This window comes from Sphingosinicella soli, assembly GCF_014199685.1.
GTDB classification, from domain to species: Bacteria; Pseudomonadota; Alphaproteobacteria; order Sphingomonadales; family Sphingomonadaceae; genus Sphingosinicella; species Sphingosinicella soli.
In genome coordinates, this window is record NZ_JACHNZ010000011.1 from 1 (window position 1) to 26,163 (window position 26,163).

The 26,163-nt window shown below is 62.5% G+C and carries 21 protein-coding genes and 1 pseudogene; 7 read left to right on the forward strand and 15 right to left on the reverse strand.

From position 1 onward, the window contains the following. Positions 1–45 precede the first annotated feature (45 nt). Positions 46–1,305 (reverse strand): efflux RND transporter periplasmic adaptor subunit, encoded by a 1,260-nt coding sequence (locus GGQ98_RS05945; RefSeq protein ID WP_184066558.1) that lies wholly within the window; start codon positions 1,303–1,305, stop codon positions 46–48. A 174-nt stretch (positions 1,306–1,479) separates the two neighbouring features. Here GGQ98_RS05945 and GGQ98_RS05950 point away from each other — a divergent pair, with 174 nt between their 5' ends. Beyond that, entirely contained in the window at positions 1,480–2,877 is a 1,398-nt protein-coding gene (locus GGQ98_RS05950) for a sigma-54-dependent transcriptional regulator (RefSeq protein ID WP_184066561.1), read from the forward strand. Between the two features lie 13 nt (positions 2,878–2,890). Beyond that, entirely contained in the window at positions 2,891–4,231 is a 1,341-nt protein-coding gene (locus tag GGQ98_RS05955; RefSeq protein ID WP_207791282.1) for an ATP-binding protein, read from the forward strand. A 66-nt stretch (positions 4,232–4,297) separates the two neighbouring features. Here GGQ98_RS05955 and GGQ98_RS05960 read toward each other — a convergent pair whose 3' ends face one another. The 11 genes and pseudogenes from GGQ98_RS05960 to GGQ98_RS18915 all read right to left on the reverse strand — a co-directional run. Beyond that, positions 4,298–4,888: a carboxymuconolactone decarboxylase family protein gene (locus tag GGQ98_RS05960; protein WP_184066567.1), complete on the reverse strand. Its 591-nt coding sequence runs from the start codon at positions 4,886–4,888 to the stop codon at positions 4,298–4,300. 3 nt (positions 4,889–4,891) lie between these two features. Further along, positions 4,892–5,659, reverse strand: a complete 768-nt coding sequence (locus GGQ98_RS05965; protein ID WP_184066569.1) for an SDR family oxidoreductase — start codon at positions 5,657–5,659, stop codon at positions 4,892–4,894. Continuing rightward, a complete protein-coding gene (locus GGQ98_RS05970; protein ID WP_184066572.1) occupies positions 5,656–7,419 on the reverse strand; it encodes a hydantoinase B/oxoprolinase family protein in 1,764 nt (587 codons plus the stop codon). Before GGQ98_RS05970 ends, GGQ98_RS05965 begins: the two co-directional genes overlap by 4 nt. Beyond that, a complete protein-coding gene (locus GGQ98_RS05975) occupies positions 7,416–9,482 on the reverse strand; it encodes a hydantoinase/oxoprolinase family protein (RefSeq protein ID WP_184066575.1) in 2,067 nt (688 codons plus the stop codon). Before GGQ98_RS05975 ends, GGQ98_RS05970 begins: the two co-directional genes overlap by 4 nt. Beyond that, the gene (kce, locus tag GGQ98_RS05980) at positions 9,482–10,414 is read right to left on the reverse strand and encodes a 3,5-dioxohexanoate:acetyl-CoA acetone transferase (protein WP_184066579.1); all 933 of its coding nucleotides are present in this window, start codon (positions 10,412–10,414) and stop codon (positions 9,482–9,484) included. Before kce ends, GGQ98_RS05975 begins: the two co-directional genes overlap by 1 nt. A 56-nt stretch (positions 10,415–10,470) precedes the next feature. Further along, positions 10,471–11,805, reverse strand: a complete 1,335-nt coding sequence (locus tag GGQ98_RS05985; RefSeq protein WP_184066582.1) for an MFS transporter — start codon at positions 11,803–11,805, stop codon at positions 10,471–10,473. Then, complete coding sequence (locus GGQ98_RS05990) at positions 11,805–12,572, reverse strand: SDR family NAD(P)-dependent oxidoreductase (RefSeq protein ID WP_184066585.1); 768 nt, start codon at positions 12,570–12,572, stop codon at positions 11,805–11,807. The genes GGQ98_RS05985 and GGQ98_RS05990 overlap by 1 nt, the downstream gene beginning before the upstream one ends. Then, on the reverse strand, positions 12,569–13,711 hold the full coding sequence (locus tag GGQ98_RS05995; protein ID WP_243451728.1) for a serine hydrolase domain-containing protein: 1,143 nt from the start codon (positions 13,709–13,711) through the stop codon (positions 12,569–12,571). The genes GGQ98_RS05990 and GGQ98_RS05995 overlap by 4 nt, the downstream gene beginning before the upstream one ends. A gap of 43 nt (positions 13,712–13,754) precedes the next feature. Then, positions 13,755–15,920 (reverse strand): TonB-dependent receptor, encoded by a 2,166-nt coding sequence (locus GGQ98_RS06000; protein ID WP_184066587.1) that lies wholly within the window; start codon positions 15,918–15,920, stop codon positions 13,755–13,757. 162 nt (positions 15,921–16,082) lie between these two features. Then, the gene (locus tag GGQ98_RS06005) at positions 16,083–16,847 is read right to left on the reverse strand and encodes a GntR family transcriptional regulator (protein WP_184066589.1); all 765 of its coding nucleotides are present in this window, start codon (positions 16,845–16,847) and stop codon (positions 16,083–16,085) included. Between the two features lie 536 nt (positions 16,848–17,383). After that, positions 17,384–17,595, reverse strand: a pseudogene (locus tag GGQ98_RS18915) (hypothetical protein); the annotation flags it as partial. A gap of 392 nt (positions 17,596–17,987) precedes the next feature. Between GGQ98_RS18915 and cofH the strand changes: the two are divergent. Genes cofH through cofC form a run of 5 tightly spaced genes read left to right on the forward strand, consistent with a single transcriptional unit; the run spans position 17,988 to position 23,211 of the window. Beyond that, on the forward strand, positions 17,988–20,285 hold the full coding sequence (gene cofH, locus GGQ98_RS06010; RefSeq protein WP_243451729.1) for a 5-amino-6-(D-ribitylamino)uracil--L-tyrosine 4-hydroxyphenyl transferase CofH: 2,298 nt from the start codon (positions 17,988–17,990) through the stop codon (positions 20,283–20,285). 10 nt (positions 20,286–20,295) lie between these two features. Beyond that, positions 20,296–20,955, forward strand: a complete 660-nt coding sequence (gene npdG / locus GGQ98_RS06015; protein WP_184066593.1) for an NADPH-dependent F420 reductase — start codon at positions 20,296–20,298, stop codon at positions 20,953–20,955. Positions 20,956–20,963: 8 nt separating this feature from the next. Continuing rightward, on the forward strand, positions 20,964–21,719 hold the full coding sequence (gene cofE / locus GGQ98_RS06020; protein ID WP_184066595.1) for a coenzyme F420-0:L-glutamate ligase: 756 nt from the start codon (positions 20,964–20,966) through the stop codon (positions 21,717–21,719). After that, positions 21,716–22,651 carry a 2-phospho-L-lactate transferase gene (gene cofD, locus GGQ98_RS06025; protein ID WP_184066597.1) on the forward strand — a complete coding sequence of 312 codons (936 nt, stop codon included), beginning with the start codon at positions 21,716–21,718 and terminating at the stop codon, positions 22,649–22,651. Before cofE ends, cofD begins: the two co-directional genes overlap by 4 nt. Then, entirely contained in the window at positions 22,648–23,211 is a 564-nt protein-coding gene (gene cofC / locus GGQ98_RS06030; RefSeq protein ID WP_184066599.1) for a 2-phospho-L-lactate guanylyltransferase, read from the forward strand. The genes cofD and cofC overlap by 4 nt, the downstream gene beginning before the upstream one ends. On the opposite strand, the gene GGQ98_RS06035 is transcribed toward cofC, so the two are convergent. The 3 genes from GGQ98_RS06035 to GGQ98_RS06045 are packed head-to-tail and all read right to left on the reverse strand — an operon-like array spanning position 23,196 to position 26,143. After that, entirely contained in the window at positions 23,196–24,500 is a 1,305-nt protein-coding gene (locus GGQ98_RS06035; protein WP_184066601.1) for a cytochrome P450, read from the reverse strand. The genes cofC and GGQ98_RS06035 overlap by 16 nt on opposite strands. A 24-nt stretch (positions 24,501–24,524) precedes the next feature. Then, entirely contained in the window at positions 24,525–25,712 is a 1,188-nt protein-coding gene (locus tag GGQ98_RS06040; protein WP_184066603.1) for an acyl-CoA dehydrogenase family protein, read from the reverse strand. After that, a complete protein-coding gene (locus tag GGQ98_RS06045; protein WP_184066605.1) occupies positions 25,712–26,143 on the reverse strand; it encodes a nuclear transport factor 2 family protein in 432 nt (143 codons plus the stop codon). Before GGQ98_RS06045 ends, GGQ98_RS06040 begins: the two co-directional genes overlap by 1 nt. Positions 26,144–26,163 lie beyond the last annotated feature (20 nt).

Here is a 26,163-nt window from a genome sequence, read left to right on the forward strand (position 1 = left end):
TAGAGGGATGGCGTAAGCACCCGTTCTCTATTCCAGATCAGTAACTTACACCACGTCCGCCAACCCCATCCCATGCTCCCGGTGAATAAGACGGGCTAGACGCACATTGCGGCGGATGGCCTCGCCACCATCGGGTGCGACGACGAATATCCAGTTTCCGCCTGTATCTTGAAGAAACGGGCCGTTCGGCACTAGGACCGCGTCTTCGGGATCCCCGAGCGTCAGTTTCGCCTGCAGCGTTTGACCGCGGCGAATGCCATCGGGCTGTTGCCCGCTGAAGACCAGATCAGCTTCGAACTGGCCGTTCTTTACCTGCGGATAGATCTTGTTGACGCGCAGCGTATATGTCTTTCCGCCCCGCTCGAAGACGGCCAGCTGCCCGATATCAATCCGGTCGAGATAGAATTCGTCTATACTCGCAACAACCTTGTAATCGTCTGCATCGTCGACCTGGCCCAGCCTGCCGCCCGCCGCGATGCTCTGCCCGACTTCGATATTGAAGCCCGACAGCGTTCCTGCGACCGGCGCGCGCACATTCAAAGCGTCGAGGTTTTTGCGCGACAGTTCGAGGTTCCGTTCCAGCCGCGCTCCTGCGCCTGTCAGAAAAACAAGCTGCGCGTCCTGCAAGCGCGCATCCGTTTTCTGGCTTTCCAACGTCACCATCCGCCGGTTTCGGTAATATTCCAGCTCGTCCAGTGTATTTTCCAGCTGCACGCGAGAAATCGTCCGGCTTTCCATCAGTTTTTGCTCGCGCGCGAACTTCTTTTCCAGTCGGCTCATCTGATAATTTATTTCGATCAGATTGCGCTTATGAGAAAGCCTGTTCTGTTCCAGCTCGAGCTCGATCCTGCGGATGTTGTTGAGCTGTTCCGTAACGACCGCCTCGTTTCGGGTGACATCTAGTTGCAAGGTCGTGTTGGATAACTCGACGATCAGATCGCCCTCTTCGAGTTGGGCGCCGTCCTCGACCAGAATACGCTCTATGCGCCCGCCCTCAATGGCATCGAGATACACGGTGTTGAGCGGGGTCACCCTGCCGCGAATGGGTACGAAGTCCTCAAACTTGCCGCGAACGACCTTGGAAATTGTTACGCGGTCCGCGCTTACCGAGAGATTCCGGCCATCCGCAACATCCAGCAGCAAGAACGCCAGGAACGCGAGCACTGCCACCGCTCCGGCAATGGCCATGATCCGCCAAGGCTTCTTCTTGCCTTCAACCCGGCGGTCCATTCCTGCCCCGGAAATGGCGCGCATAGACTCTTTCGACTGGGAGGATTCGTCATCGTTTGTGACGTTATCGCTCATGACCGCCCCAGCGCCGCACCCTCATCCCCCTTCGCAAGCCTATCTTCGCGCCGAATGAGCAAGGGATGTGCCAAGCGCGGAAAAGCGCGCGGTTTTGTTTATTTGGCCGCCAGGACTGTCCATAATCGAACATTGACTGTACGATTTCGAACGATTTGACTTACCGGAGGACAGATGCAGACGGGCTGGGACGACACCAAGCTCCTGATTGTCGATGATGATCAGGATATTCTGGTTGCCGGGAAACTGCTTCTGAAGCGGCACTTCGGGGAAATTATCACCTGTGATAATCCGGCCCACATCCCGGATCTGATGGCGCAGCATGATTTCGACGCTTTTTTGCTCGACATGAATTTCGGGCCGGGGGAATCAGCAGGTGAACAAGGCCTGTTCTGGCTTCAAAAGATACAGAAGGCCGATCCAAACGCCGTTGTCGTGATGATCACCGCGCATGGAAATGCCGATGTTGCCGTCAAGGCGATGAAGCAAGGCGCCACAGATTTCGTCATCAAGCCCTGGCAGAACGAGAAAATCGTCGCGACCCTGTCGGCGGCAGTGCGCTTGCGGAGCAGCCGCCGGGAAACCGAAAGGCTTGCGCAGGCAAGTCAGGTCGTCTCTCAATCAGCGCAAGGCCCTCGACAGGAAATGCTGGGGAACAGCGCATCGATGAGGGCGGTCATCTCCCTGATCGAACGCGCGGCGCCGACGGAGGCAAACGTCCTTCTGCTGGGAGAGAACGGCACAGGGAAGGAACTGGCCGCGCGCGCGCTGCACGACACGTCCCCCCGGGCCGGCGGTATCTTCATGTCCATTGACCTGGGTGCGCTCACCGAATCCCTGTTTGAATCGGAACTGTTCGGCCACAAGAAGGGCGCCTTCACCGACGCGGCGGAAACGCGCATCGGGAAATTCCAGGCGGCAGAAGGCGGCACGCTGTTTCTTGACGAGATCGGCAACCTGCCGCTCCATCTACAGACGAAGCTGCTGACCGTGCTTGAGCAGCGGAAAGTAACACCCGTCGGCGCCAACCGGCCCACGCCGATCGACGTTCGCATCATCGCTGCGACGAACGTCTCCGCCGCCAAATTGCACGACAAGGAGTTTTTCCGCCAGGATCTGTTGTTCCGGCTGAATACGGTCGAAATCACGCTGCCGCCGCTCCGAGAGCGGCCCGAGGATATTGCGGAGATTGCGTATTATTATGCGAAATTCTACTGCCGCAAATACTCGGTCCCGGAGAAACGCTTCACGGCCGGTACGCTCGCGGCGCTGACACAGCATTCGTGGCCTGGAAACGTCCGCGCACTGCGTCACGCCATAGAACGGGCCGTCGTTCTGTCTGCCAGAGACAGCGACAGTTTCTCCCCCGCTGATTTCCAGTTGGCACCCGATATCCGAACCGCGCCTGCCTCTCCAAATGAGGAGCATACGGACCTGAACCTGGAGCGGATCGAATCGCGGACTATTCGGGCGGCACTGCAAAAGCACCGCTACAATATCAGCCACACGGCGAAGGAACTGGGCCTGACACGTGCCGCTCTTTACCGAAGGATGGAAAAGCATGGGATTTAGGGGAAGGTTTTCCGTGGGGCTGACCGTGCGCCTTATCTTGCTGGCGGTATCCTCCTTTGCATTCATACGCCTCTCCGTCCTGTCCGGCTACCAGGCGAGCGCGCTCTTCGCGTTCATCGTGACGAGCGCTTTGATCTTCGAAATGATCCGCTTTGTATCGCGAACCAATTTCGAGCTCACACGCTTCCACGAGGCCGCCCGTTATGAGGACTATGGCGAAAGGTTCGAACTCGGACGGCTGGGCTCGGGCTTCGGAGAACTCGGCGCCGCATTGAACGGGATATTCTCGCAGTTTCAGGAAGCCCGCGTTGCGCAGGAGAGAGAGCTGTCGCGGTACAAGGCTCTGCTGGAACAGGTTCCCGTTCCTCTCATTTCCCTTCATTCCAACCGGACGCTGACACTGTGGAATCGCGCCGCCCGACGGCAGTTCCACGGCGTCGCGGTGAAAGCGCTTTCCGGGCTTGACCCGTTTGGCGAGGATCTGTGCCGTCAGATCGAAGACATACGCCCCGGAGAGCGGCGTCTCGCGACCATCATTGTGGATAGTACCCGTCAACGCGTGACTTTGGCTGCCACGCAGATCGTGACACGGGAGGGTAGCGAAAAGCTCATCAGCATTCAAAATATTCAAAGCGAACTTGACGTGGCGCAGCTTGAGGCATGGCAGGATCTGGTGCGGGTGCTGACGCACGAAATCATGAACTCGATAACGCCCATCAGCTCTCTGGCGCAAACGGCGGCGACATTGATGAGGGACGTCGATGCGGGATCGGAAAAGGGCAGTCACGAGGACATCAGAAATGCCGTCGAAACGATCGCCGCCCGTTCTGAAAAGCTGACGAAGTTCGTTTCCAACTATCGGCAGTTGATGCACATTCCGCCGCCGCAAGTGAAATCGATTCTCGCAGAAGATCTGTTCGCCCAGATTACCGCGTTATACGCCCCCCAATGGGCAGAAGAGACGTTAGATCTGCGCGTGGAGATCAGCCCACGCAACCTGCGGCTTGCGGTTGATCCCGCCCTAATGGAGCAGGTGCTGATCAACATGCTGAAAAACGCACAGGAAGCGACAGCTGAACAGCGGCGTCCGACCGTTTCGTTGAAGGCAGGGCTGGACAATAACGGCGCGGCGTACATCGAGGTCGCGGACAATGGAACGGGCATCCCGGCCGACGTGGCGGAGAAAATATTCGTCCCCTTTTACACGACGAAGCCGGAGGGCAGCGGCGTTGGACTGGCGCTGACGCGTCAGGTCATGATCGCCCACGGCGGCACGATAAGCGTGGCACCGCGACCGGGCGGCGGCACCAAATTCACGCTCGGCCTGCCCACCAAATCTGCTGGCAAGGCATAGCACATCGCTGGTTGGGGAACAGACCGGTTTTTTTCGAACGTCCAATACGTTCTCAAATGAACGCTATCAGGATTTGTGGTTGCCAATGCTCCAACCTTGCGCCGCCAAATGCATTTCGCCGAATCGCCGAGGGGTCTCCTCAAGTGTGGTGGCGAGGCTGTCGTTCCATCGGTTGAAGAACCCGTAGAGCGCAATTACCGCGAGCAGTTCAACAATCTGCTGCTCGTCAAAATGCAGCGCGAGGCGGTCCATTGTGGCGTCGGTCACGCCTGAAGGGGATTGCCCCGCGAGGATCGCGAAGTCGAGCGCTGCGCGTTCTGCATCGGAGAACAGATCGCTGCGCTCATAGTCCCAGATTGCCGCGATCTTTTCGACCGACGCGCCGCTGCTTGCAGCGTTGCTGGCCGTGTGCGCAGAACAATACTGGCATCCTGCCGACATGCTGGCGACATGACCCGCCATGTATTTGAGATCGGCGGAAACGCGCCCCGCTCCCATGATGGCCGTCCACAGGCCCAGCGTTGCCTGCAAGATATCGGGGCGGTAGCCGAGCGTCGTGATGCTGCCGGGCAGCTCGGCAAAATCCGCGAGAAAGGGGCTGGTGTCGATGCCGCGGGAGGCGAGTTCCTCGATCGTAAGCGATCTTATCCGAGCCATGATTCAGCCTTCCCATTCGCAATTGCCATCGACGCCGATGATCTGTCCGGTGATGTGCCGCGCAGCATCCGACGCCAGAAACAACGCCGTTTCACCGATTTCCGACGGCTGGATCTTGGTCCTGAGCGAGATGAAGCCGAGCGCCTCGGCCTCGACATCGGCAACGGAAACGCCGCGCGCCTCGGCAGCGCGCGCCATCAGCATCCGCATCCGCTCGGTATCCATGAAGCCGGGACGGATCGCGTTGACCCGGATACCGGCAGGACCGAGTTCGCGCGCCAGGTTGCGGGTCATTCCCTCAATCGCCCATTTCGATGCGACATAGGCGGTCCGCCCCGGCAATCCGGTGATCGCCGAGGCGGTCGAGATGTTGATGATCGCGCCTGCGCCCGCGCGCTTCATCGCCGGAACGAACGCGCGCACCATGTGAAACGCGCCCTGCACATTGACTGCGAAGCAGCGGGCCCAGTCATCGGACGTGTTGGTCTCGATATCCCCGATCGGTCCTGCCACCCCGGCGTTGTTGATGAGGACATCGACCGGGCCGATCGCGGCCGCGAACGCCGCGACCGCATCGGCGTCGGCGACGTCGACGCAGTGCCCGGCAATTTCCGGCCTTGCCTGGCACGCGCTGTCGATCGCCGTGCGATCGACGTCGCAGATGCTGACCTTCCAGCCCCCATCGGCAAAGATATGCGCGATGGCGAGGCCGATATTCGCTGCGCCTGCGGTCACCGCCACATGACGCGTGCCGCCTGAAAGATCATTCATGCTGCCGGCTCCCGCAATTGTCTGGTGGTCTCGCTGTCGAGGCTGCCGTCCGGCCGGGCGGCGACGCCGTAGACCGTGCGCGCCCGCTCCGCGCTGATCAGGCCCTCGGCCATATCGCGAAGGACGGTTTCGGGCGCTCGTTCGAACGGCGATCCGTAACCGCCGCCGCCGCAAGAGACTGCCAGGATGCGCTCGCCGTCCTCGACATGCACCTGCGCGCAGGCGGCAAGCCGTTCGCTGCTGCCGTCGAGATGGATGATATGCTGGTCGGCGCCGCCGCCGGCACCGCCGCCCCGCACGCCGACAGGCGCGTTGACATGCCCATCGGAAAGATAGCCGATGTCGATGGCGCCGCCGACGGGGCCGAACTCGATAACGGTCGACGGCGCGCCATTGGTGCGTCCCGCCCCTTCGCTGTCCGGCACGAACGCGCGCCGGTGGATGATGATCGGCTGGATGATCTCGGCGTGCTCGACGCCGTCGATGCAGCACAAACCGGCATTGCCGACATGACCGACCGTCCACCATGCATCGGCACCAGGGCTCGCCGCCCCGCCGCTCATGCCCAGGAACACCTGATTGACAAACGCCTTGCCGCTGCGCGGATCGATTCCCGAAACGACCCCTGCCGACGGCGCGATCACCGCTCCGACCTCGGCCATTCCGATGCCGTCCTGCAACCCGGCCAGCGCGGTCTGCACCGAATTCGCCACCCGATCGGCGATGTTGGTGGTCGCTGCCGAGCAGGAGAACGGATGGACAGGGATGCCGGCGATACAGCCTTCGCGCAGCAACACGTCGATCCGCCGGAAGGATCCGGCATTCTTGGGCACCTGATAATCGATGCTGTTGAACACCCCGATCATCGCGGCGGTCCGCGCGCAGGCTTCGGAAAGGTTCATGCCGCACGGCATGCAATCGGGATTGTCAGCGAGATCGACCGTCACCCGGCCCTGATCGGGATCGACCGTGATATGGGAAGTGATCCGAACGCCCTCGGCGGGAAGCCCCGGAAAGGGATCGTGAGTCGAGGAGCCGCTGACCTTGCCTGCGGGCAGCGCCGCAATCGCCTCGGCCATGCGGGCCTCGGAATAATCGAACCACTGCGCGGCGAAGTCCTCCAGCCGATCCCAGCCGATGTCCTCGGCCAGCGCGGTGAGGTTGCGTTCACCAACGCGGACCGCGCCGACGGTGGAGAGGTAATCGCCGTGCCATTGCTGCGGCACGCGGATGCGCACCTTGCACATGCGGATGATGTCGTCGATGTCCTGCCAGCCGCGCTGCACCTGCACCGCCGGAAAGATCAGCGCGCCCTCGTTATAAACGTCGGTCGCCTCGCCCATATAGGTTGTCGGCTGCGAGTTGCCGATATCGGCCTGGTGCGCCTTTGCGAGCAGGGTGAAGCGGTGCCGTCCGCTGCCATCGAACACCGGCGCAATCACGGAGAGATCGGCAGGGTGCGAGCAGCCGTGATAGGGCGAATTGTGCAGGAAGGCATCGCCCGGCCGCTGATCGGGATGGAAATCCATCACCGATTTGACCATCAGGTCCGGCCCGGAAAGAACGTGGATCGGAAGGCTGTCGGCGGCGGTAACGAGATCGCCGCCCTGCGTCAGGATACAGCACGAAAAATCGCGCGCGCGGTTGAGCACACCCGATCGCCCGGTGCGCAAGAGCGTGTTCGACATCGCCCGCACGACACCGTCGAGGCGGCTGCGCAAGACTGCCATTTGCGCGCCGTTGAAGCTGGCCGAAGTCATAGGGGGCGTTCCTCGATCAGGATCGCTCCTGGGGCCGAGCGCCAGAAGCGTGCCGCCGGATCGACGACGATGGTGGTGAAGTCGGATTCGATCAGCGCAGGACCGTCGAACATCCGGTCGGGCGCGAGCGCATCGAGCCGCCAGACCGGGGTTTCGACCCGGCCGGCGCCTGCAAAGTACACGCTGCGGCTGCCCCTAGGGGAAGCGTCCGTCTGTTCCATCATGAGCTTGAAATCGGATTCGCCGTCGCGCGCCGAACACTGCACGCGGGCGCGCAGCCCGATCAGTTCGATCTCCGACGCCGGATCGACGATGGTGAACAGCCGCAGGTGCTCGGCCTCGAAGCGGGCGCGGAACTCCGCTATTGCGCCAGGGCTCGAAAAGTCGGCCTTGGGCAAGGGCACGTCGATTTCCCACGCCTGCCCCTCATAGCGCGCCTCCGCGATGAACTGCGTGCCGCCAGGCCTGCCCGAGCGCGCGATGAAATCCTCGGCGCGTGCCGCAAGCCCTGCCACCGACGCGCTCACCGCATCGCTGTCGAAACGCGCGGTGTTGCTGTATACTGTGGCGGCGAATTCGGCGGTGATGTCCGACATCATCGCGCCTGCCGCACTCATCGCAGCGCCGGTTTCCGGGATGAGCAGACGCGGACAGCCGAGCCGCCGCGCGATGAAGGTCGAATTGAGACCTGCCGCCCCGCCGCCACCGATCAGCACCGCCCGGGCGGGATCGATGCCCTGATTGACGACGAGATCCTGAATCGCCTGCACCATCGCTTCGGTGGCAAGATCGACGATCGACCATGCCGCCTCCTCGAGCGAAACGCCGAGCGGCGCGGCGATGTGCGCCTCGATCGCGCGGCGCGCGCCGAGCGCATCGAGCTTCATCTTGCCGCCCAGAAAAAAGTCGGGATCGAGATAGCCCAGCACGACGCAGGCGTCTGTCACGGTGGGCAATGTGCCGCCGCGCTGGTAGCAGACCGGACCCGGCATCGCGCCGGCACTTTGCGGGCCGACGTGCAGCAGTCCGGAGGCATCGACGCGCGCGATGCTGCCGCCGCCCGCGCCGACGCTTTTCACCTCGACCGACGGATAGCCCGCCAAATGGCCGCGATAGGGCTCGCCGATCCACAGATCGCGGGTCATGGCGACGCGGCCGTCGGCGATGATGCTGATGTCGTAAGTCGTGCCGCCGGTATCGGCGATGATGGCGCTGTCGAAGCCGCCTTCGCGCCGCGCATAATGGCGGCCCGCCACCGGGGCCATCGATGGCCCTGAATTGATCGCGGAAATCGGCTGCGCCGCGACTTCGCGCGCATCGACCATTCCGCCGGCGCTGGTCAGCACCATCACCCGCCCGGCAAAACCGGCGTCCGCCAGCCGCGCCTCAAGGCTACCGAGATACGCGCCCATCAGCGGCTTGAGCGACGCATCGATCGCCGCCGATGACGCGCGCCGGAACTCGCGCAGCGTCGGGTTGACGCTATGCGAAAGGCTGTAGGGCATGTCCGGGAAGCGCGCCGCGATCATCTCGCCGATGCGGTTTTCATGCACGGGGTTGACCGTCGACCACAAGAGCGCGACCGCGATCGCCTCAACGTCGGCGCGCGCAATGGCATCGAGCACCTGCGCCGTGGCGGCTTCGTCAAGTGCAGTCACGACGTGACCGCCGGCCATGATCCTTTCGGGAACCTCGAACGTGAGCGCACGCGGAACGTAGGGCTGGGGATAGGCATGCGCATGATTGAACGGTTCGGTGCGCCCGCCCTCGCGAAAGAGCAGCATGTCGCGGTGCCCTGTGGTCACGATCAGCGCGGTGCGCGCAGTGCGCCCCTGAATGATCGCATTGATCGCATGCGTGGTGCCGTGAATGAAGCTGTCGCCGCGTGCCAGCATCCCCGCCAATGTCAGGCCGCGTGCGTCCGCTGCGACGCGCAGGGCATCAAGAACACCCGCCACGGGATCTGACGGCGTGGTTGGCGCCTTGTGAAGCGTGATGGTGCCGTCGTCGTCCTCGACGACAAGATCGGTGAACGTACCCCCGGTATCGGTTGCGAAGCGCATCAGAAAGCGACCTTGTCCCCGCCCTTGGTGCCCAGCATCTCACGCGCCTCTTTCGGAGTGGCTATGGGAATATCAAGTGCATCGAGGATCTGGCGGACCTTGCGCACCTGCTGGGCGTTGCTGACCGCAAGTTCGCCCTTGCCGATGTACAGACTGTCTTCCAGACCGACGCGGACACTGCCGCCCACCAGCGCGCACTGCGCGAGGAACTTCATCTGCGGACGCCCGACAGCAAAGCACGACATGATGTAATCATCGCCGAACAGACGGTCAGCGGTCTGCTTCATCAGGAAGAAGTTTTCGAGATCAGCGCCCAGCCCGCCGAGGATGCCGAAGATGCCCTGGATCAGGAACGGCGGCTTGATAAGGCCGATGTCGGCAAAATGCTTCACGCTGTAGAGATGACCGATATCGTAGCATTCGTATTCAAAGCGGGTGCCATGGCCCTCGCCCAGTTCGGTCATGATGCGCTCGATCAGCGCGAAATTGTGGTTGGCCGGGAAGCGCTTGCTGCCCAGCATGAGCTCGCGCTCCCACTCGTGTTTCCAGTCGAACTTGTCGGCGAGCGGCCAGAAGCCGAAGTTCATCGAACCCATGTTGAGCGAGGTCATCTCGGGGCTGGCGGCCAGCGGCCCGGCCATGCGGTCCTCTTCGCTGAAGCCCGGTGCACCGCCGGTGGTGATGTTGATGATGGCATCGGTCTGCTGCTTTATCCGTGGCAGGAACTGCATGTAGAGGGCTGGATCGGGCGAAGGCCTGCCGTCGACGGGGTTTCGGGCATGCAGGTGCAGCACCGCCGCGCCCGCCTCGACCGCTTCGATCGCCTGCTCGGCGATCTCGTCGGGCGTTACGGGCAGATAGGGCGACATGCTGGGCGTGTGGATCGATCCTGTCACCGCGCAGGTGATGATCGCCTTCCCGGTACGTTTCATCGATTGACTCCAATTTTATCCAGAAGGCGTGAGAGGCGGCGGATGCCGCAGAGAAACTATCCGAGTGCGCGCATCGTCTTGCCGAAGGCCGTGCGACTGGCCATGGCCATCGTTGCACCGAAGCAGGCGACGACGAGCACCATTGCGAGCAATGAGAGGTTGAGCTTGTCGGGATCGGCAAACACGAAATCTGTGATCGCCCCGACCAGCGGCGGACCGAAGCCGATGCCCACCAACGTCACGATTGCGAGGAACACCGACGTCACCACACCGCGCATCGCGGGCGGGGTCAACATCTGCACGCCTGCAAGTGAGGCGGGCGCGCCCATCGTGAGCGAGAAATTGAGCAGGCCGTATGCGATGACCGACGTGGCGACATCACGGCTGAACGCGAACACGAGCATCGCCGGGATAGCCCCGAGCAAACCGATGGCCATCACAGGCGCCGCCGGAGACGGCGCGCCGTTGCGTGCAAACCGGTCGGTCAGCCAGCCGCCGCTGAGGTGCCCCAGGGGCCCGGCGACCAGAATAACCCCGCCCACGAGCAGCCCGGCCTGCGAGGGTGTCATATCGAACAGCCGCACGTAGAAGGTCGCGCTCCACGCCGCGATGGTCTGGACGAGCAGCACCACGGCGATCGACGCCGCGACATGGGGGATATAGGCGCCGCGGTGTTGTCTGGCATGCGCGATCGCAGGACCGAAGCCGGGTCTGGCGCGCGGATCCGAGACTTCAGCCCGCGGTGGTTCGCGCAGCGTCAATGCTATGACGAGCGCGAGCACGAGGCCGGGAAGCGCCATGATTACGAAGGTGCCCTGCCAGGGCTGAAGATTGCCAACCCCCGGCAGCATCAGTCCACCCTGAGCCACCAGCAGGGCCAGCACCGCGCCGCCGCCGATCATCGCCGCGCTCTTGCCGAGCGACGCCCCGGTTGTGAACAGCGAGACCGCGCGGCCCAGTTGTTCCTTGCGGAAATAGGCCGCAAGCAGCGACATCGCGGCAGGCACCAGCGCCGCCTCGCCGAAGCCCACGCCGAGCCGCGCGAGGAAGAGCGAGCCGAAGCTGTCCGCCAGCCCGCACAATGCAGTTGCGATGCTCCACAGGACAATGCCAACCACGATGAGGTTGCGGCGGTTGACCTGATCCGCCAGCCGCCCGAGCGGAACCGCAGCGACAACATACAGAATCACGAACCCCGTGCCCTGGAGAAGTCCAAGTTCGGTATCCGAAATGCCAAGATCGAGCTTGAGCGGCTCCATCACCAGACTGAGCACGAACCGATCGACAAACGACACGAGATGCGCCACCGCCAGCATCCCGGCGACATACCATGGATACCATCCGCCGATCAGCGACGGTGGTGAGGACAGCCGAGGCGAGGCTGCGGTCATCAGCCGATCGCCGCCGAAATACCTTCGTCGGCAAGCCATGTCGCGCCGTGCACCGCGCGCGCATCGTTCGAGAGCAGGAACAGAATGACTCCGGCGATTGCGTCGGCATCGCTGAAGGCCACACCGCTCGGCGTCATCGCCTGCATCGCCGCCATCGCATCGGCATTGTTGCGCACGTCCTCGTTCATCGGCGTGGCGGTGTTGCCCGGCGCGACCGCATTGATGGCGATATGGAGCGGCGCAAGCTCTGCGGTGAGCGCACGTGTCATCATCACCACCGCCGCCTTGCTGGCGCAGTAGAGCGCGTGGCTGTTGATGCCGATCATCGCCGCAGTCGACGCGCAGTTGACGATCCTGCCGCCGCCGCGGCGCTGCATCAGCGGGGTTGCCGCAGCGATGCTGTTCCACAATCCGGTGACGTTGATATCGATCATCCGCGCGGCACTTGCGCCGTCGGTGCTGCCGACAGGGGTCGGGTAGAACACCCCGGCCGCGTTGACGAGCAGGTCGAGCCCGCCGAAATCGGCTTCGACGCTCTCCATCAGCGCGTTCATCGCTTCGGCGCTGCGCACGTCGGCCTGATAGGGGCGCGCACTGCCGCCGGCTGCGACGATCGAACTGGCGACCGCCTGCGCCTTTTCAAGCGACGAGCTGGCGAGGATGGCGACATCGGCGCCTTCGGCCGCCAACGCCCTTGCCGTGCATTCGCCGATACCGGAACTACCGCCGGTGACCAGCGCCACCTTTCCCGAAAAACGCCCGCTCATACGTACACCGCCGCGCTCAGCGCCGCGCAGCGCTCGCCGAGCCCTCCGCCCGCGCACATGAATGAAGGACTGTAACCAAACGAGATGCGGTTTTCCGGGTCGGCAAAACCCAGCGCGCCGCCCGCGCCGGGATGACCGAAGCTGCCCGCATTGGGGCCCATGGGGGACATGTTCGGCTCGTTGAGGAAGAAGCCGTGGCCATAGCGGAACACCCGGTCCGTCATCGCGCAGGTGCCGAACCAGGCCTCGCTGCGCATCTTCTCGATCGTGTCGGGCGAGACCAGTTGCACCCCGTCGAGTGTGCCGCCGCACGCGAGCGCCGCATAGATGCGCGCCACCGCACGCGCATTTCCGTGGCCGTTGCTCGAAGGCATCACGCCCTCGCGATAGGCGGCATCGTTATAGGGATTGTCCGATGGTGGGCGTTGCCGCCACGCCCGGCCCAGCTTGGTGCTGGGATCGCGGGTCTGGACGAACGTGTGGCTGTCGGGATTAGGGATTACGTCGGCGACCTGTTCATCGGGTGCGCCGCGTGTGCCATAGCCGTAACTGGCGCCGAGCGGCTGTGCGACCTCTTCGTCGAAGAAGCGCTCGATGCGCCGGCCATCGATCCTGCGGACGAGTTCGCCAAACAGATAGCCCGCACTGAAGCTGTGATAGCCATGGTCTGTGCCGGGCTCCCATTCGGGAACCTGAACCTCGTAGGCGCTGATCATCGCTTTCCAGTCGAGGCCTGCGCCGTCCGGGGCGGCATCGGCAAACAACAAACCCGCCTTGCCGGTAATCAGCGTGCGCACGGTGATCGCCGCCTTGCCGCCGCCGGCGAATTCGGGCCAGTAGTGCGCCACCGGCCGATCCATGTCGAGCGCGCCGCGATCCGCCAGCATCCACAGACACAAGGCCGCCATGCCCTTGCCCACGGACATCATGCAGATGATGGTGTCCTCCCGCCAGAGACGGGTCTGCGCCTTGTCGGCCCAGCCCCCCCAAAGATCGACGCATTTCACGCCATCACGGTACACCGCGACCGCAGCCCCGCGTTCGCCGCGTTCCCGGAAGTTTGCTTCGAACGCTTCGCCGACCGCGGCGAATTCGGGGTCACAATGGCCTTCGATGGGCGCTGTCATCAAGATGGTCATGATCGCTTTTCGCCTTGGTGGCTGGAGGTCACGGCGTGCGGGATCAATAGGAAACGCTGACGCGCAGCCCATAGGTACGCGGCTCACCGACACGCCCGACGATGCCCGACGCGAAGCTGGCCGTGCTGGTGACATACTCCTTGTCGGCCAGATTGCGACCGAACACCATGACGCGAAGGCCGCTATCGCCGAAGTCGTAACCGAGGCTGGCGTTGAGCAGACCGTATGGCGATTGCTGATCGAGCCCGACATTGCCGGCAGTGAAGAACTGGCGCCCGCGATGGCTGTATTCCGCGCGGCCGATGATCGACCCGTTGCCGACGGGCAGATCGAGATCGACGAAGGCCGAATACGCCCATTTCGGCGCAAGATTGAGGCGGTTGCCCGACGCATCGAACACGACGTTGCCCGGTGCGAGCGCTGTGGTGTAGTTCTTATAGACCGCATCGAGATACGCGAGGTTCGCGCCGATCTGGATGCCCTGCACGGGCCGCAGCAGCGATTCGACCTCGACGCCGTCGACGGTCGCATCGGAGGCATTGGTGATATCGATCACGCCGGGCGACAGGAACGACTGCACCTGCAGGTTGGAATAATCGTAATGGAAATAGGTGGCGTTGAGGCGCCACAGACGATTGAACATTTCGAGCTTCACGCCCGCCTCATAGCTCCACAGCGTTTCGGGATCGAAGCCCTGGCTGGGGTTGCGGCTGGCAAAGTTGAAGCCGCCAGATTTGAATCCCTTGGTCGCCGATGCGTAGACCAGCACATCGTCGACGGGCCGGAATTCAATGCCGACCTTCGGGGTCCATGCCGAATAGACGTCGCGCAGGGCATAGGTTTCGGGGAAGCCGGGCCGAAAGCCGCCGGTGGTCACGAAGAACTGGCTGGCGGTCTGGTCGAAGCGCTTGCGCTCCCGGGTATAGCGCGCGCCCGCAGTCAGGCTGAGCCGATCGGTAAGCGCGTAGTCGGCCTGGACGAAGCCCGCGATCGCCGCGGTTTCGATGACCGGCGCAAAATTGGCGCGGACATCTGCGGCGAAGGTCGTGACCGACGAGTCCACCTGGATGTTCTCGTCGAAGTAATATGCGCCCAGAATATACGAGAGATTGCCGACATTGCCCGACAGGTTGAGCTCCTGCGAAAACTGGCGCTGGCCTTCAAACTGGTCGGTGCGGCGGACGTTGAGCGCAGTGCCGTCGGTATCGCCGACCTGTTGCAGGCGGTTCGTGCGGTAGCCGGTGAGCGATTGCAGCGTAGCGCCGCCCAGATCGTAGCTCAGATCGGCAGAGGTGCCCCATTGCGTTCGCTTCGAGGCTGAGCGGATGTTGAGTGCAACCGTCCGGAAGTCGCCGAGCACGCTGTTGGCCACGGGATCGGTGGTCGGCTGGAGCATTTTGACATAGCCGCCAAGAGCGTCGTCCGAATGGAGATAATCGGCGCGCAGCACGAGGTCGAGCCGGCTGTCAGGGGTGAACCGCAATTGCACCCGGCCGCCGACGGTATCCTCGTCGTCGATATCGCCGACGCCGGCGACCGCGTTGCCAAGATAGCCATCACGCTTCGAGCGCAGAAGCGAGAACGAGGCCGCGATCTTGCCGGGCACGACGGGGCCGCTGAAATAGCCCTCGGCGCGCATGAAATCATAATTGCCATAGGTCAGCTGCGCGCGGCCGCGCGTGACGTCGTCGGGTTTGCGGCTGATGACATTGATCGTGCCGCCGACGGAATTGCGGCCGTAGAGCGTCCCCTGCGGACCGCGCAGCACCTCGATGCGCTCGACATCCAGGAAGTTGCTGAGATAGCTGCCCGGGCGCGCGAGATAGATGCCATCGACATGCATCGTCGACGATGGGTCCGAACCGCCGAAGACATTGTTCGAGCCGACGCCGCGAATGTAAACCTGCGAGAAGGTGGCGTTCTGGGTGACCTGGAGACCCGGCGCCAGCGACACGAGATCGCGGATGTCCTTGATCCCGGCGCGATCGAGCGTGTCAGCGCTGACCGCCGTGACCGCCAGCGGCGTATCCTGCAACCTGGTTTCGCCGGTGCGCGTCGCGGTCACGAAAATCTCGTCGTCATAGCCTGCGGCGGCGCTTGCGCCCGCGTTATCGGTCTGCGCGGCCTCCTGAGCGAATGCAGCAGGAGATGCGATGGCAATCGCCATTACGATTGCAGATGCACCCCGCGCTGCGAATTGGCTGACCATGATCCTCCCCCCTTTGCTTCCCCGGGTCCGGCACGTCGCCTCGCCGTGACGCAATGTAGGCACAGGCCAAAAAGATAATCAAGACAATCGTCGACGATTTATCACTTTATGTTCACGTTAGTGATATTTAAGCTATTTATTGTCGACGATTTTGGACCGATGTTAGTCGGACGGGGTCAGCAGCCCGATGCACCAGTCGACATGATGCAGAATAATCGCCTCGGCACTGCGCGAGTCCCGCTCCAACAGCGCTTCGGTAAGTCTTTGATAGTTCGTGACATACTGCGGCGCATGAGCGTCGAGATCGATCGCTGCGACAAGCAGCCGGTTCCAGTACTCGATCTGCATCGTACGCATGACGAAATCGACGTAGGGCTTTTGCGCGATGGCGTTCGCCACATAATGGAAGGTGTTCAGCGCGTGGAAAAAGGCCATGCCTTCGGCAGGATTGGCCGCCGCGCTGCGGATCGCCGCCATGGCCGCGCGGATCAGATCCGGATTGTCGGCGTCCTGCGCGCGCGCGGCGGCGGCCTTGAGACCCAGAGCGGCAATCGGGGCAAGAACCTCGTACATCTCGGCAAGGTCGTTTTGCTTCATCGGGCGCAGCACGGCACCGCGATCAGGAAGCAGTTCGACGAGCCCCTGCCCCGCGAGAACCGCCAGCGCCTCGCGCACCGGCGCGCGGCTGAGATCGAGTTGCTGCGCGACCTCGGCAGCGATGATCCGGCTGCCGGGGGCCAGCTCACCGCGGTCCATCGCCGCCATCAGTGTCTGATAGACGCGCTCGACGAGCGACATTTTCAGCTCACCGCCCGCAGTGACCTTCGACGCCCCGAACGGACGGACAGGCACCTTGGGTTCCGCCGCGCCGGATGTCTTCGAACCCGCGCCTCGCCTGGCCGGTGTTTTCGTTTTCGGTCCGCCCATGGCTGTCCTGCCGCCTGTCTCTGCATTGTCGACGATCCGCGCTCGTAACGCAGCGGCGACGAAATCTCCAGCAGGGGTGCTCGAAATCCAAAGACGACGTTATCGCCAGCGCCGAAAGTCGCATGGCACCTCCCTCAGGAGGGCATTTCGATACCAGGAAAAGTACCATGGACTTGACGCGGCATGGTATCGATTTACCCGAATTCCTGCGGACGCCATGACAGAAATAATGAAAAAAACAGTCACTTGGCGACGAAAATGGACGCCCATGGACGGTATCTGGTGACCCAACGGGCATGACGGAACAGTTCTACTGCTTTATTATAATTGTATTATATTCAAAGAATTTTGGCATATGCCATCAGATGTACCATCAGAAAGAAAGGCTGCGGCGGAACCGGTCTCTGTGTTTAAGCCGTTTGTTGTTCGACTTGTTTTGACCGTAAATTGGCCTGCCATATCCCCCCCTGAACATAGAGGGATCATGCTTCTGAATTTCTTGAGATGGCTGGGAAATACTCAATGGTAAAGACGATTTAATTACTTGCCAAAAGTATAATGCTTGCGAAATTGACGAAGTCGAGGAATTTTACAGCGATTATGTTATACCGGGTAGCGATAAGACGCCACTGCTTTAGGGTCCGGACCCTGGTTTGGCGAAGAAGCCTTCGATGCCCCAGCGCCGCTTGTAGGCGATGCGGTCATAGCGGTGGCGATCTCGTGGCGCGGGTAGCCGCGCCCCGCCGCCGCATACAGTGCCGAGCCGCGCCGGGCTCAAGCCAGCTACGCATACTGGACGATTTCGTTTATCATATTTTTCGTTTATCATATTTGAGCAGTTGGTCAGTATATTTACAAAGATTGTCGATAATGACGGTGGAATGAGCACAGGGCATCAAGCTGTCGACCGTATCAGGGCGTGACGCCTTAGCTCAGTTTTCAGGGATCTCCAGAGTCATCCGCCACCCGCGAAATTCAAATCCGTCGAGGAAATGGCGGGCCACCGCTACTGACCAGACAAACAGGCTTGCCAGCACCAATTCAAACAGGCAAACACTGATCGTTGCGACAATGCCGCCCTCATCCTGATCGCAGGATGCTGAATTACAGCACCGCGCTGCTCCAATGCTATGCGAAAGAATGACTTTGGGAAGCGAATCGAATTTTCTTGAACGCCCACTATCCTCATTGGTCTCCGATGCTGAACGGCTGACCATTGGATCGTTTGGTCCGGTCGTGACCTATTCCCGCAAGGTATTCATTCCACTCACGACGCTCTGCCGAGACGTTTGCCATTATTGCACGTTCGCGAAGGCGCCGCGTCAAATCCGTTCGCCCTATCTAAGCCGCGAGGAGGTGCTGGCGATCGCCCGCGCAGGCGCCGAGGCAGGATGCCGTGAGGCTTTGTTTACGCTTGGTGATCGTCCCGAGGCCCGCTTCAGTGCTGCACGAAGTGCGCTGGCGGCTATGGGTTACAGGAGCACGCTGACCTATCTCGGTGCCATGGCGAAAGCCGTGCTCGACGAGACTGGGCTGCTGCCACATCTCAATGCGGGTCTGATGGACGACGCCGACTATGCGGCGCTGCGTCCGGTGTCAGCCTCCATGGGCCTTATGCTGGAGACCGCGTCGGAGCGGCTGTCGCATAAGGACGGTCCACATTATGGTTCGCCTGACAAGCTGCCGGCGCGGCGGCTAGAGGCGCTCGAAGCGGCGGGTCGGGCCCTGGTGCCGTTCACGACCGGCCTGCTGATCGGAATCGGGGAAACTCGTATCGAGCGGATAGAGGCACTGCAGGCGATCCGTAACAGCCATGCGCGCCATCGCCATATTCAGGAAGTGATCATCCAGAACTTCCGTGCCAAACCCGGCACGAAGATGGCCGACCATCCAGAGCTGTCGCTGGATGAACATCTGTGGACCATCGCTGTGGCTCGATTGATTCTTGGACCGGACATGGTGATTCAGGCACCGCCAAATTTACATGCTCCCGATGAGCTTGCAGCGCTGCTGCGCGCCGGTGTCAACGATTGGGGGGGCGTGTCTCCCGTAACGCCCGACCATGTGAACCCGGAGGCGCCTTGGCCGCGCCTCGATTTGCTGGACAGAGCGACTTCCGCAGCGGGCCGGGTGCTGCGCGAACGCCTCGCGATCGGGCCTTCCTTTGCACGCAAACCCGAAGCATGGATGGAGCCTGCACTGGCGCGGGTGGTACGCCGCTCGGTCGATGCGCGGGGGTTGCCAATCACGGACGGCTGGCATTCGGGCACGGCCTTGCCGATGCCTGTCGAGCGGCGCGAGGGCGTCACTGTCCAGTCCGGCAGAATACGGGAGATCCTGGCGCGCGCGCTCAAAGGTGGGCGACTTGAGGAAGGAGACATCGTCCGGCTTTTCGAAGCCGACGGTCCCGACATTGAATTGATTACCGGTGCGGCCGACGAACTGCGGCGGCAGGCAATTGGCGATGCGGTGACCTTTGTCGTCAACCGCAATATCAATTATACGAATATCTGCCTTTACAAATGCGGCTTCTGCGCCTTTTCGAAAGGGACCGCAAAGGCCCTGCGCGGTCCAGCCTATATGCTCGATTACGAGGAGGTGGCGCGGCGCGCTGTAGAGGCCGCTGACCGGGGCGCGACCGAGGTCTGCCTGCAGGGCGGCATTCATCCCGACTATGACGGCAACACCTATATAAATGTGCTGCGCACGGTGCACACGGCGGCACCCTCGATCCACATCCATGCCTTCTCACCGCTTGAGGTGACGCACGGGGCGCGCACGCTGGGCTTGTCGCTGCACGACTTCTTGACAATGCTCAAGAAAGAAGGCCTGGCAACTCTGCCGGGGACGGCAGCCGAGATTCTCGACGACGAAGTGCGCACGATCATCTGCCCGGACAAGGTGAACACAGCCGAGTGGCTCGATGTGATGCGAACCGCCCATGCCATCGGTCTTCGGTCGACAGCGACGATCATGTTCGGTCATGTAGACCACTATGCCCACTGGGCGCGGCATCTGCTGGCGATTCGTGATTTGCAGTCCGAGACCGGGGGCTTCACCGAATTCGTGCCTTTGCCGTTCGTGCACATGGAAGCGCCGATCTGGCGGCGCGGTCAGGCCCGGTCCGGGCCAAGCGCACGAGAGTCTTTGCTGATGCATTCCGTCGCAAGACTGGTGTTGCACCCGCTGATCTCCAACATTCAGACGAGTTGGGTGAAGCTTGGCGAACAGGGCGTGATCGCGGCGCTGCAAGCGGGCGCAAACGACCTTGGCGGCGTGCTGATGGACGAATCGATCACGCGCGCGGCGGGCGGAACCAACGGCCAAGCCTGGGACGCGGATCGCATGACGGCAATCGCCGAGGCGGCGGGTCGCTTTGCGATGCAGCGCACGACACTTTACCAGCCGGCCGCAGCGCTGATGACAGCCGCCGAATGAAGAGGATATTATGACGAACGAAACAGTAATCGCCGTGGTGGGCGGGACCGGCAAGCTGGGCGCGGCGATCGCGCGCCGGCTGGCCAAGGCAGGGCGCAAAGTGATCATCGGCTCGCGGTCGGCAGAAAATGCGCAGAAGGCGGCGGCCGAGCTCGGCTTCGGCGTGACCGGCAAGAGCAATGCGAATGCGGCGCAAGCGGGGGACATCGTGATCGTTACCGTGCCCTTCCAAGCGCAGGACGCGACGCTCGCCGAGATCAAACCATTCGTTCAGGGCAAGATCGTGGTCGATACCACGGTGCCGCTGGCCCCGCCGAAGGTGATGCGGGTACAGCTTCCTGAAGAAGGTAGCGCCGCAGTCCGCGCGCAGAACGCGCTGGGTGTGGACGTCACCGTCGTCTCGGGCTTCCATAATGTCGCCGCGCACAAGCTGGCGACGGACCAGGACATCGCGTGCGACGTGCTGGTCTTCGGCGACGACAAGGCCGCGCGAGCGCAAGTCGTCGAGCTCGCCAATGCCGCCGGCCTACGTGGTATTCATGGCGGTGCGCTCGTCAATTCGGCGGCGGCCGAGGCGCTGACTTCGATCCTCATCTTCATCAACAAGACCTATCAGGTTGACGGCGCCGGCATCACCATCACAGGAAAGCTGACTAACCCTGAGGCCTGATAGTTCGCATGATCCAGATCCATCCGCTCCCGTCCATTGGTGAAGTCCGTCCCGGGGATGATCTGGCGCGGGCGCTCGCCAATGCCGTCCATGCGGCTGGGATCATACCGCTGGCATCGGACGTGCTGGCCGTCACCCAGAAGATCGTGTCCAAGGCCGAAGGCCGTTTTGTTGACCTCGATACGGTGACGCCCGGCCCAAAGGCGCTGGAACTGGCCGAAATTACGCGCAAGGATCCCCGCATCGTCGAGCTCGTTCTGGCGGAATCGCAAAATATAGTGCGCGCAATGCCAAACGTACTGATTGCGCGCCATCGATCGGGCCACGTCATGGCCAATGCGGGGATTGATCGCTCGAACCTTGGCCCTGGCGATGGTGACAGGGCCCTGCTGCTACCGGTCGATGCCGATGCCTCGGCGGCGCGGCTGCGCAATGCGCTTGCGGCAATCTGGCCTGAGGCGCCAGCGGTGCTGATCACCGACAGCTTCGGGCGACCCTGGCGTTATGGCGTTACCTGTGTCGCGATCGGCGCGAGCGGAATACCATCGCTGGTCGATCGCCGTGGCGACGTCGATCGTGATGGACGAACGCTTGAGGTTACCCAGATCGCGCTGGGCGACATGATCGCGACAGCCGCCGGCCTGGCCACCGGCGAAGGCGCTGAAGGCATACCGGCAGCGCTCGTGCGTGGGCTGAGCTGGACAGTGGCAGACACCCCGGCCGCCGCGCTCGTGCGGCCGATCGAGGAAGATCTGTTCCGTTGAGCGGCCAGGTCGTCATCCTGACCGGCGGCGTCGGCGGGGCGAAATTGGTGCTCGGTCTCTGCCACGCCATTCCGGCGAAATCAGTGACGGCCATCGTCAATACCGGCGACGATTTCCAGCACCTCGGGCTCTCTGTCTCGCCTGACGTCGATACGCTGCTCTATACATTATCCGGCAAGGCCAATACCGCGCAGGGCTGGGGCCGTGAAGCCGACACCTGGGAATTCATGAGCGGGCTACGATCGCTGGGCGGCGAGGACTGGTTTCAGCTCGGTGACGGAGATCTCGCACTGCACGTGTTGCGAAGCCAAAGACGGCAGCGGGGCGATCCATTGTCCACGATCATTGCGGATTTCGCATCGGCATGGGGCATCGCGGCGCAGGTGCTGCCCATGACAGACGATGTTGTCGCGACCAAGGTCGAGACCGACGAGGGCATTCTCGACTTTCAGCACTATTTCGTGCGGCGTCGCTGTGAGCCGATCGTCCGCGCGATTCGCTTTGAAGGCGCGGCCACGGCAAGGCCAGGGCCGGGTATCATCGAAGCGATTTCGAACCCCGATTGCGAAGCCGTGCTGATCGCGCCTTCCAATCCGTTCCTGAGCGTCGATCCGATCCTGTCAGTGCCGGGTATCAAAGAAGCGTTGGCGGGATCTCGTGCGCCGGTGATTGCCGTGTCCCCGCTCGTCGGCGGCAAGGCAGTGAAAGGCCCAACCGCAAAGATGATGAAGGAGCTTGGGCTGGACGTCACCGCGGCTGCCGTCGCCACGCATTATGCAGGCGTGATCGATGCGATGTTGGTCGATGAACGTGACCCGCTGCGGGATCTGCCGGTTCCCTCGGCGCGAGTCGACACGCTGATGACGACTCTCAGCGATCGCATCCTCGTGGCCCGCGCAGCGCTCCAGCTCGCTCGCGCGATCCGGTCATGAGTTGGACGGCGATTGTCCCGCTCAAAACGAGCGGCGAGCGCAAGAGCCGCCTCGCCCGACTGCTTTCCGCAGAGGAACGATCCGTCCTCAGCGCCCGAATGTTCCACCATGTCATAAACGTCCTGCCGCATGTCCCTGCGATCGGCAGGATCGTCGTTCTCGCAGACGAGTGCCCCGCCGATTGGCGCGGCGACTGGATGGCTGATGGCAGGCGGGGCCTCAATCTCGAGCTCGAACAGGCCCGCAAGCTTCTCGCAGGCGACCTGATCGTGCTGCACGCCGACTTACCGCTGTTGACGCCCGAGGACGTGGCCGCGCTGATCGAAGCGGCTTCAGAAGGACTGGCGATTGCACCCGACCGACATCGAACCGGCACCAATGGTCTGGCCTTGAAAGCGTCTACCTTTCTCGAATTCTCTTTCGGTACCGACAGCTTCTCTCTGCATCGGCTGCAGCATTTGGATTGCAAGGTGATCAAGCGGGAGGGTTTCGCACTCGATCTCGATACGCCCGATGACCTGAAGGCCCTGATGGAGATACCCGCCTATTTGAAACTGTAGCGGATCGGCAGCGTCTTTAGCCCCTGCACCCAGCGTGACTTGGTCAATGCCGGCTCGCCGTCGAGCGCAAGCATGTTGATGCGTGCAACGAGATCCTCGAGGAAGAAGCGCATCTCCTGCCTGGCGAGCATGTTGCCGAGGCACTGGTGGACGCCGAATCCGAACGAGACATGCTTGATGGGCTTCCGGTTCGGCCGGAACTCGAACGGCGCCTCGAACGCCTCTTCGTCGCGGTTGGCGGACGCATAGCTGACATACATCCAGTCGCCGGCATGGATCGTCCGGCCGCGCAATTCTGTCTCGACAGTGGCGCAACGCATGAAATGCTTGGCTGGCGTGATCCAGCGCAGCGCCTCCTCGACGAAGACCGGAATGATCGACGGATCGGTACGCAATGTTTCCAGATGCTGCGGCTGTTCGCACAAGATCTGGATCGCCCCCGAGAGCGACGAAGCGGTTGTGTGATGGCCCGCTGTCGCGAAGCTCAGATAATGGCCGAGCGCGCGATCCGGCGGTAGTGGCTCGCCGTTCACGCGGCCGTTCGCGATCAGCGTCGCGACATCCTCGCGCGGGTTCGCGATCCGGTCGCGGGTGAGCGCGGCGAAATAATCCTCCATCGGCTTGAACGCCGCGCGCATCTGCTCGGCCTGCTCGGCGGGCGTGAGCACGGCGGCGGCCTCGATGATCTCGTCGTCGTCGCCGCTGAACAGCGCATTGGTGATCTGCACCATCAGCGCTTCATCCTCGGGGGGCACGCCCATGAAATCCATCACCACGCGCAGCGGATAGTCGAGTGCGATATCGTTGACGAAATCGCACCGTCCGCCCAGCGCCACCATGCGGTCGATGTGCGCGCGCGCGATCGCCCGCACGCGCGGTTCCATCGCCTTCATACCCTGGTTCTGGAACAAAGGCGTGAAGAGCTTGCGCAGCACACCATGCTCCGGCTCGTCGGTTCCAGTCAGGCTCTTGAACGGGAAGGCGTCACCATCATTGATTGCGCGCATCCGCTCAATCGCCTCAGTCTCGCCGAGGATGAACGGCTTGGTGGTGGAATCATAAAGGTCGTTGCGGCGTGTGACCTCAAGCACGTCGGCATGCTTGCTCACCACCCAGAAGGGCATGAACCCTTGCGGCCGTGCAATGCCGAGCGGATTGTTCGCGCGGATCCAGGTGAACATCTGCTCGATCTTGGCGGCGTCGGTGAAAGCCTGCGGGCTTACGATCGCTTCGGCGATCTCCTGCGGAAGGTCCATGTCCTGGGTCAAATCGAGCTGCTCGTGCTGCATGATGATGTCCGCCCTTGAAAGATGCTAGATGAGGGGATCGCTGATCGGCAGGCCGAGCAGCAGTTTCGCGTAGCTTTCGCCAGCCGTTTCGAGATCGAGGAAGGCGTGCCGCGCAACGACGTTCAGATCGCGGAAGTAGCGCTGGAACAGCGCATCGTCGCGAAAGGAGTCCCCGCCGACTCCCCGCGCCATGTCGTTGACACTGTCGAGGCACATCTGCGTCAGCAGCGCAGCGTGCAGCTTCATCTCGCTGCGGTTCACCGGCGCGCCCGCTTCGGGCAGTGCCGCCATGTTCCGCGCGACGAGCGCCTCCAGCAGAAGCTCGGCAGCCTGCGCCTGGGCGAGGCTGCGTGCCAGCCGCACCTGAGCGGGCACCTTCTCCGCCGATTTGGCGCCCGAGATCGTGCCCATTCGTCCCTTGATGCGCGAGAACAGCGCGTCGGCCGCGCCGCGATGCGTGCCTACGATTACAGGCAGCACCTCGTTCATCGCGAACGGCAGGAACGGAATGTGGTACATCGGATTCGCATGCAGGGCATGACCCGCGGACTGACCGGCCAGCGCGGGCATGAAGGGTGCCGAGCGTCGCTGCGGAACGAAGACGCCATCGACGGCGATGTCGCAGCTCGCGGTGCCTTGCATCCCCATGATGTGCCAATTGTCGATGACGGAAACCTCGCGGCGGGGCACAGCGAAGATCAGCAGTTCCGGTGGCCGTTCTTCCTCTATCAACAGCCCGTTGATCGTGAACCATTCTGCGTGCGAGGCACCTGAATTCCATGCCGTGCGGCCCGTCAGGCGATATCCGCCCTCCACGCGCTCGACCCCGGTGATCGGCTGCGCCGCACCCGCGCCCAGCACATAATTGCGCCCGCCGTAGATCTCCTCCTGCCCTTCGCGCGGGAAGGTCAGCATCCGCCACGCCGCACCCATCAAGAACGCCGCCACCCAACCGGTCGATGGCGAGGCCGCGCTGATCCTGCGGACAATCTCGGAGAACGTATCGAGCCCCAGCTCGATCCCGCCATAATCGCGTGGCGCGATCGTCGCGAACAGCTCGGCGTCGATCATCGCCGCGATCAGGTCGTCGGGCACCGCGCGGTTCGCGTCAGTTTCTGCGGCCCGCGCGGCGACCAACGGCACCAGCGCCTCAGCGCGGGCGATCATATCCTGCTTGTTGGCTGCCGAAGCCGTGATCGCTACAGTCGCCATCAGCCGGCCAGCGCGCTAAGGTCACCGAACGCCTCGCGAACGACGACTGCGTTCCAATATTCGCGGAACAAGATTATCTTGCCGTCGCGATATTCCTGTATCGAAATATAGGTCTGATCGTAAATCGTACCCCCCGGCTCGCTATATCCGGTATATTCGACGACGAGACGGTTCGGATCCGCCATCGGGCTGACCCGAATATTGGAAAACTGGACCTGGACGGCATCGCAAACGGCCTGGAAGACAGCGCTGCACGCCGCCTTGCCCTCGACCCGCGTGGGCAGGCCCACGCAAGCACCGAACGGGAACTCCATCACGACATCTTCGTGAAGATTATCGTACCAACCGTCCATGTCGCGCCCGAATCGGTCCATCAGCTCGGTCGCAATCGCCACATTCCGGTCCCGCAGGCCGGCATCGCCTTCTGCCATTATATTTTCCTCCCGTCCCA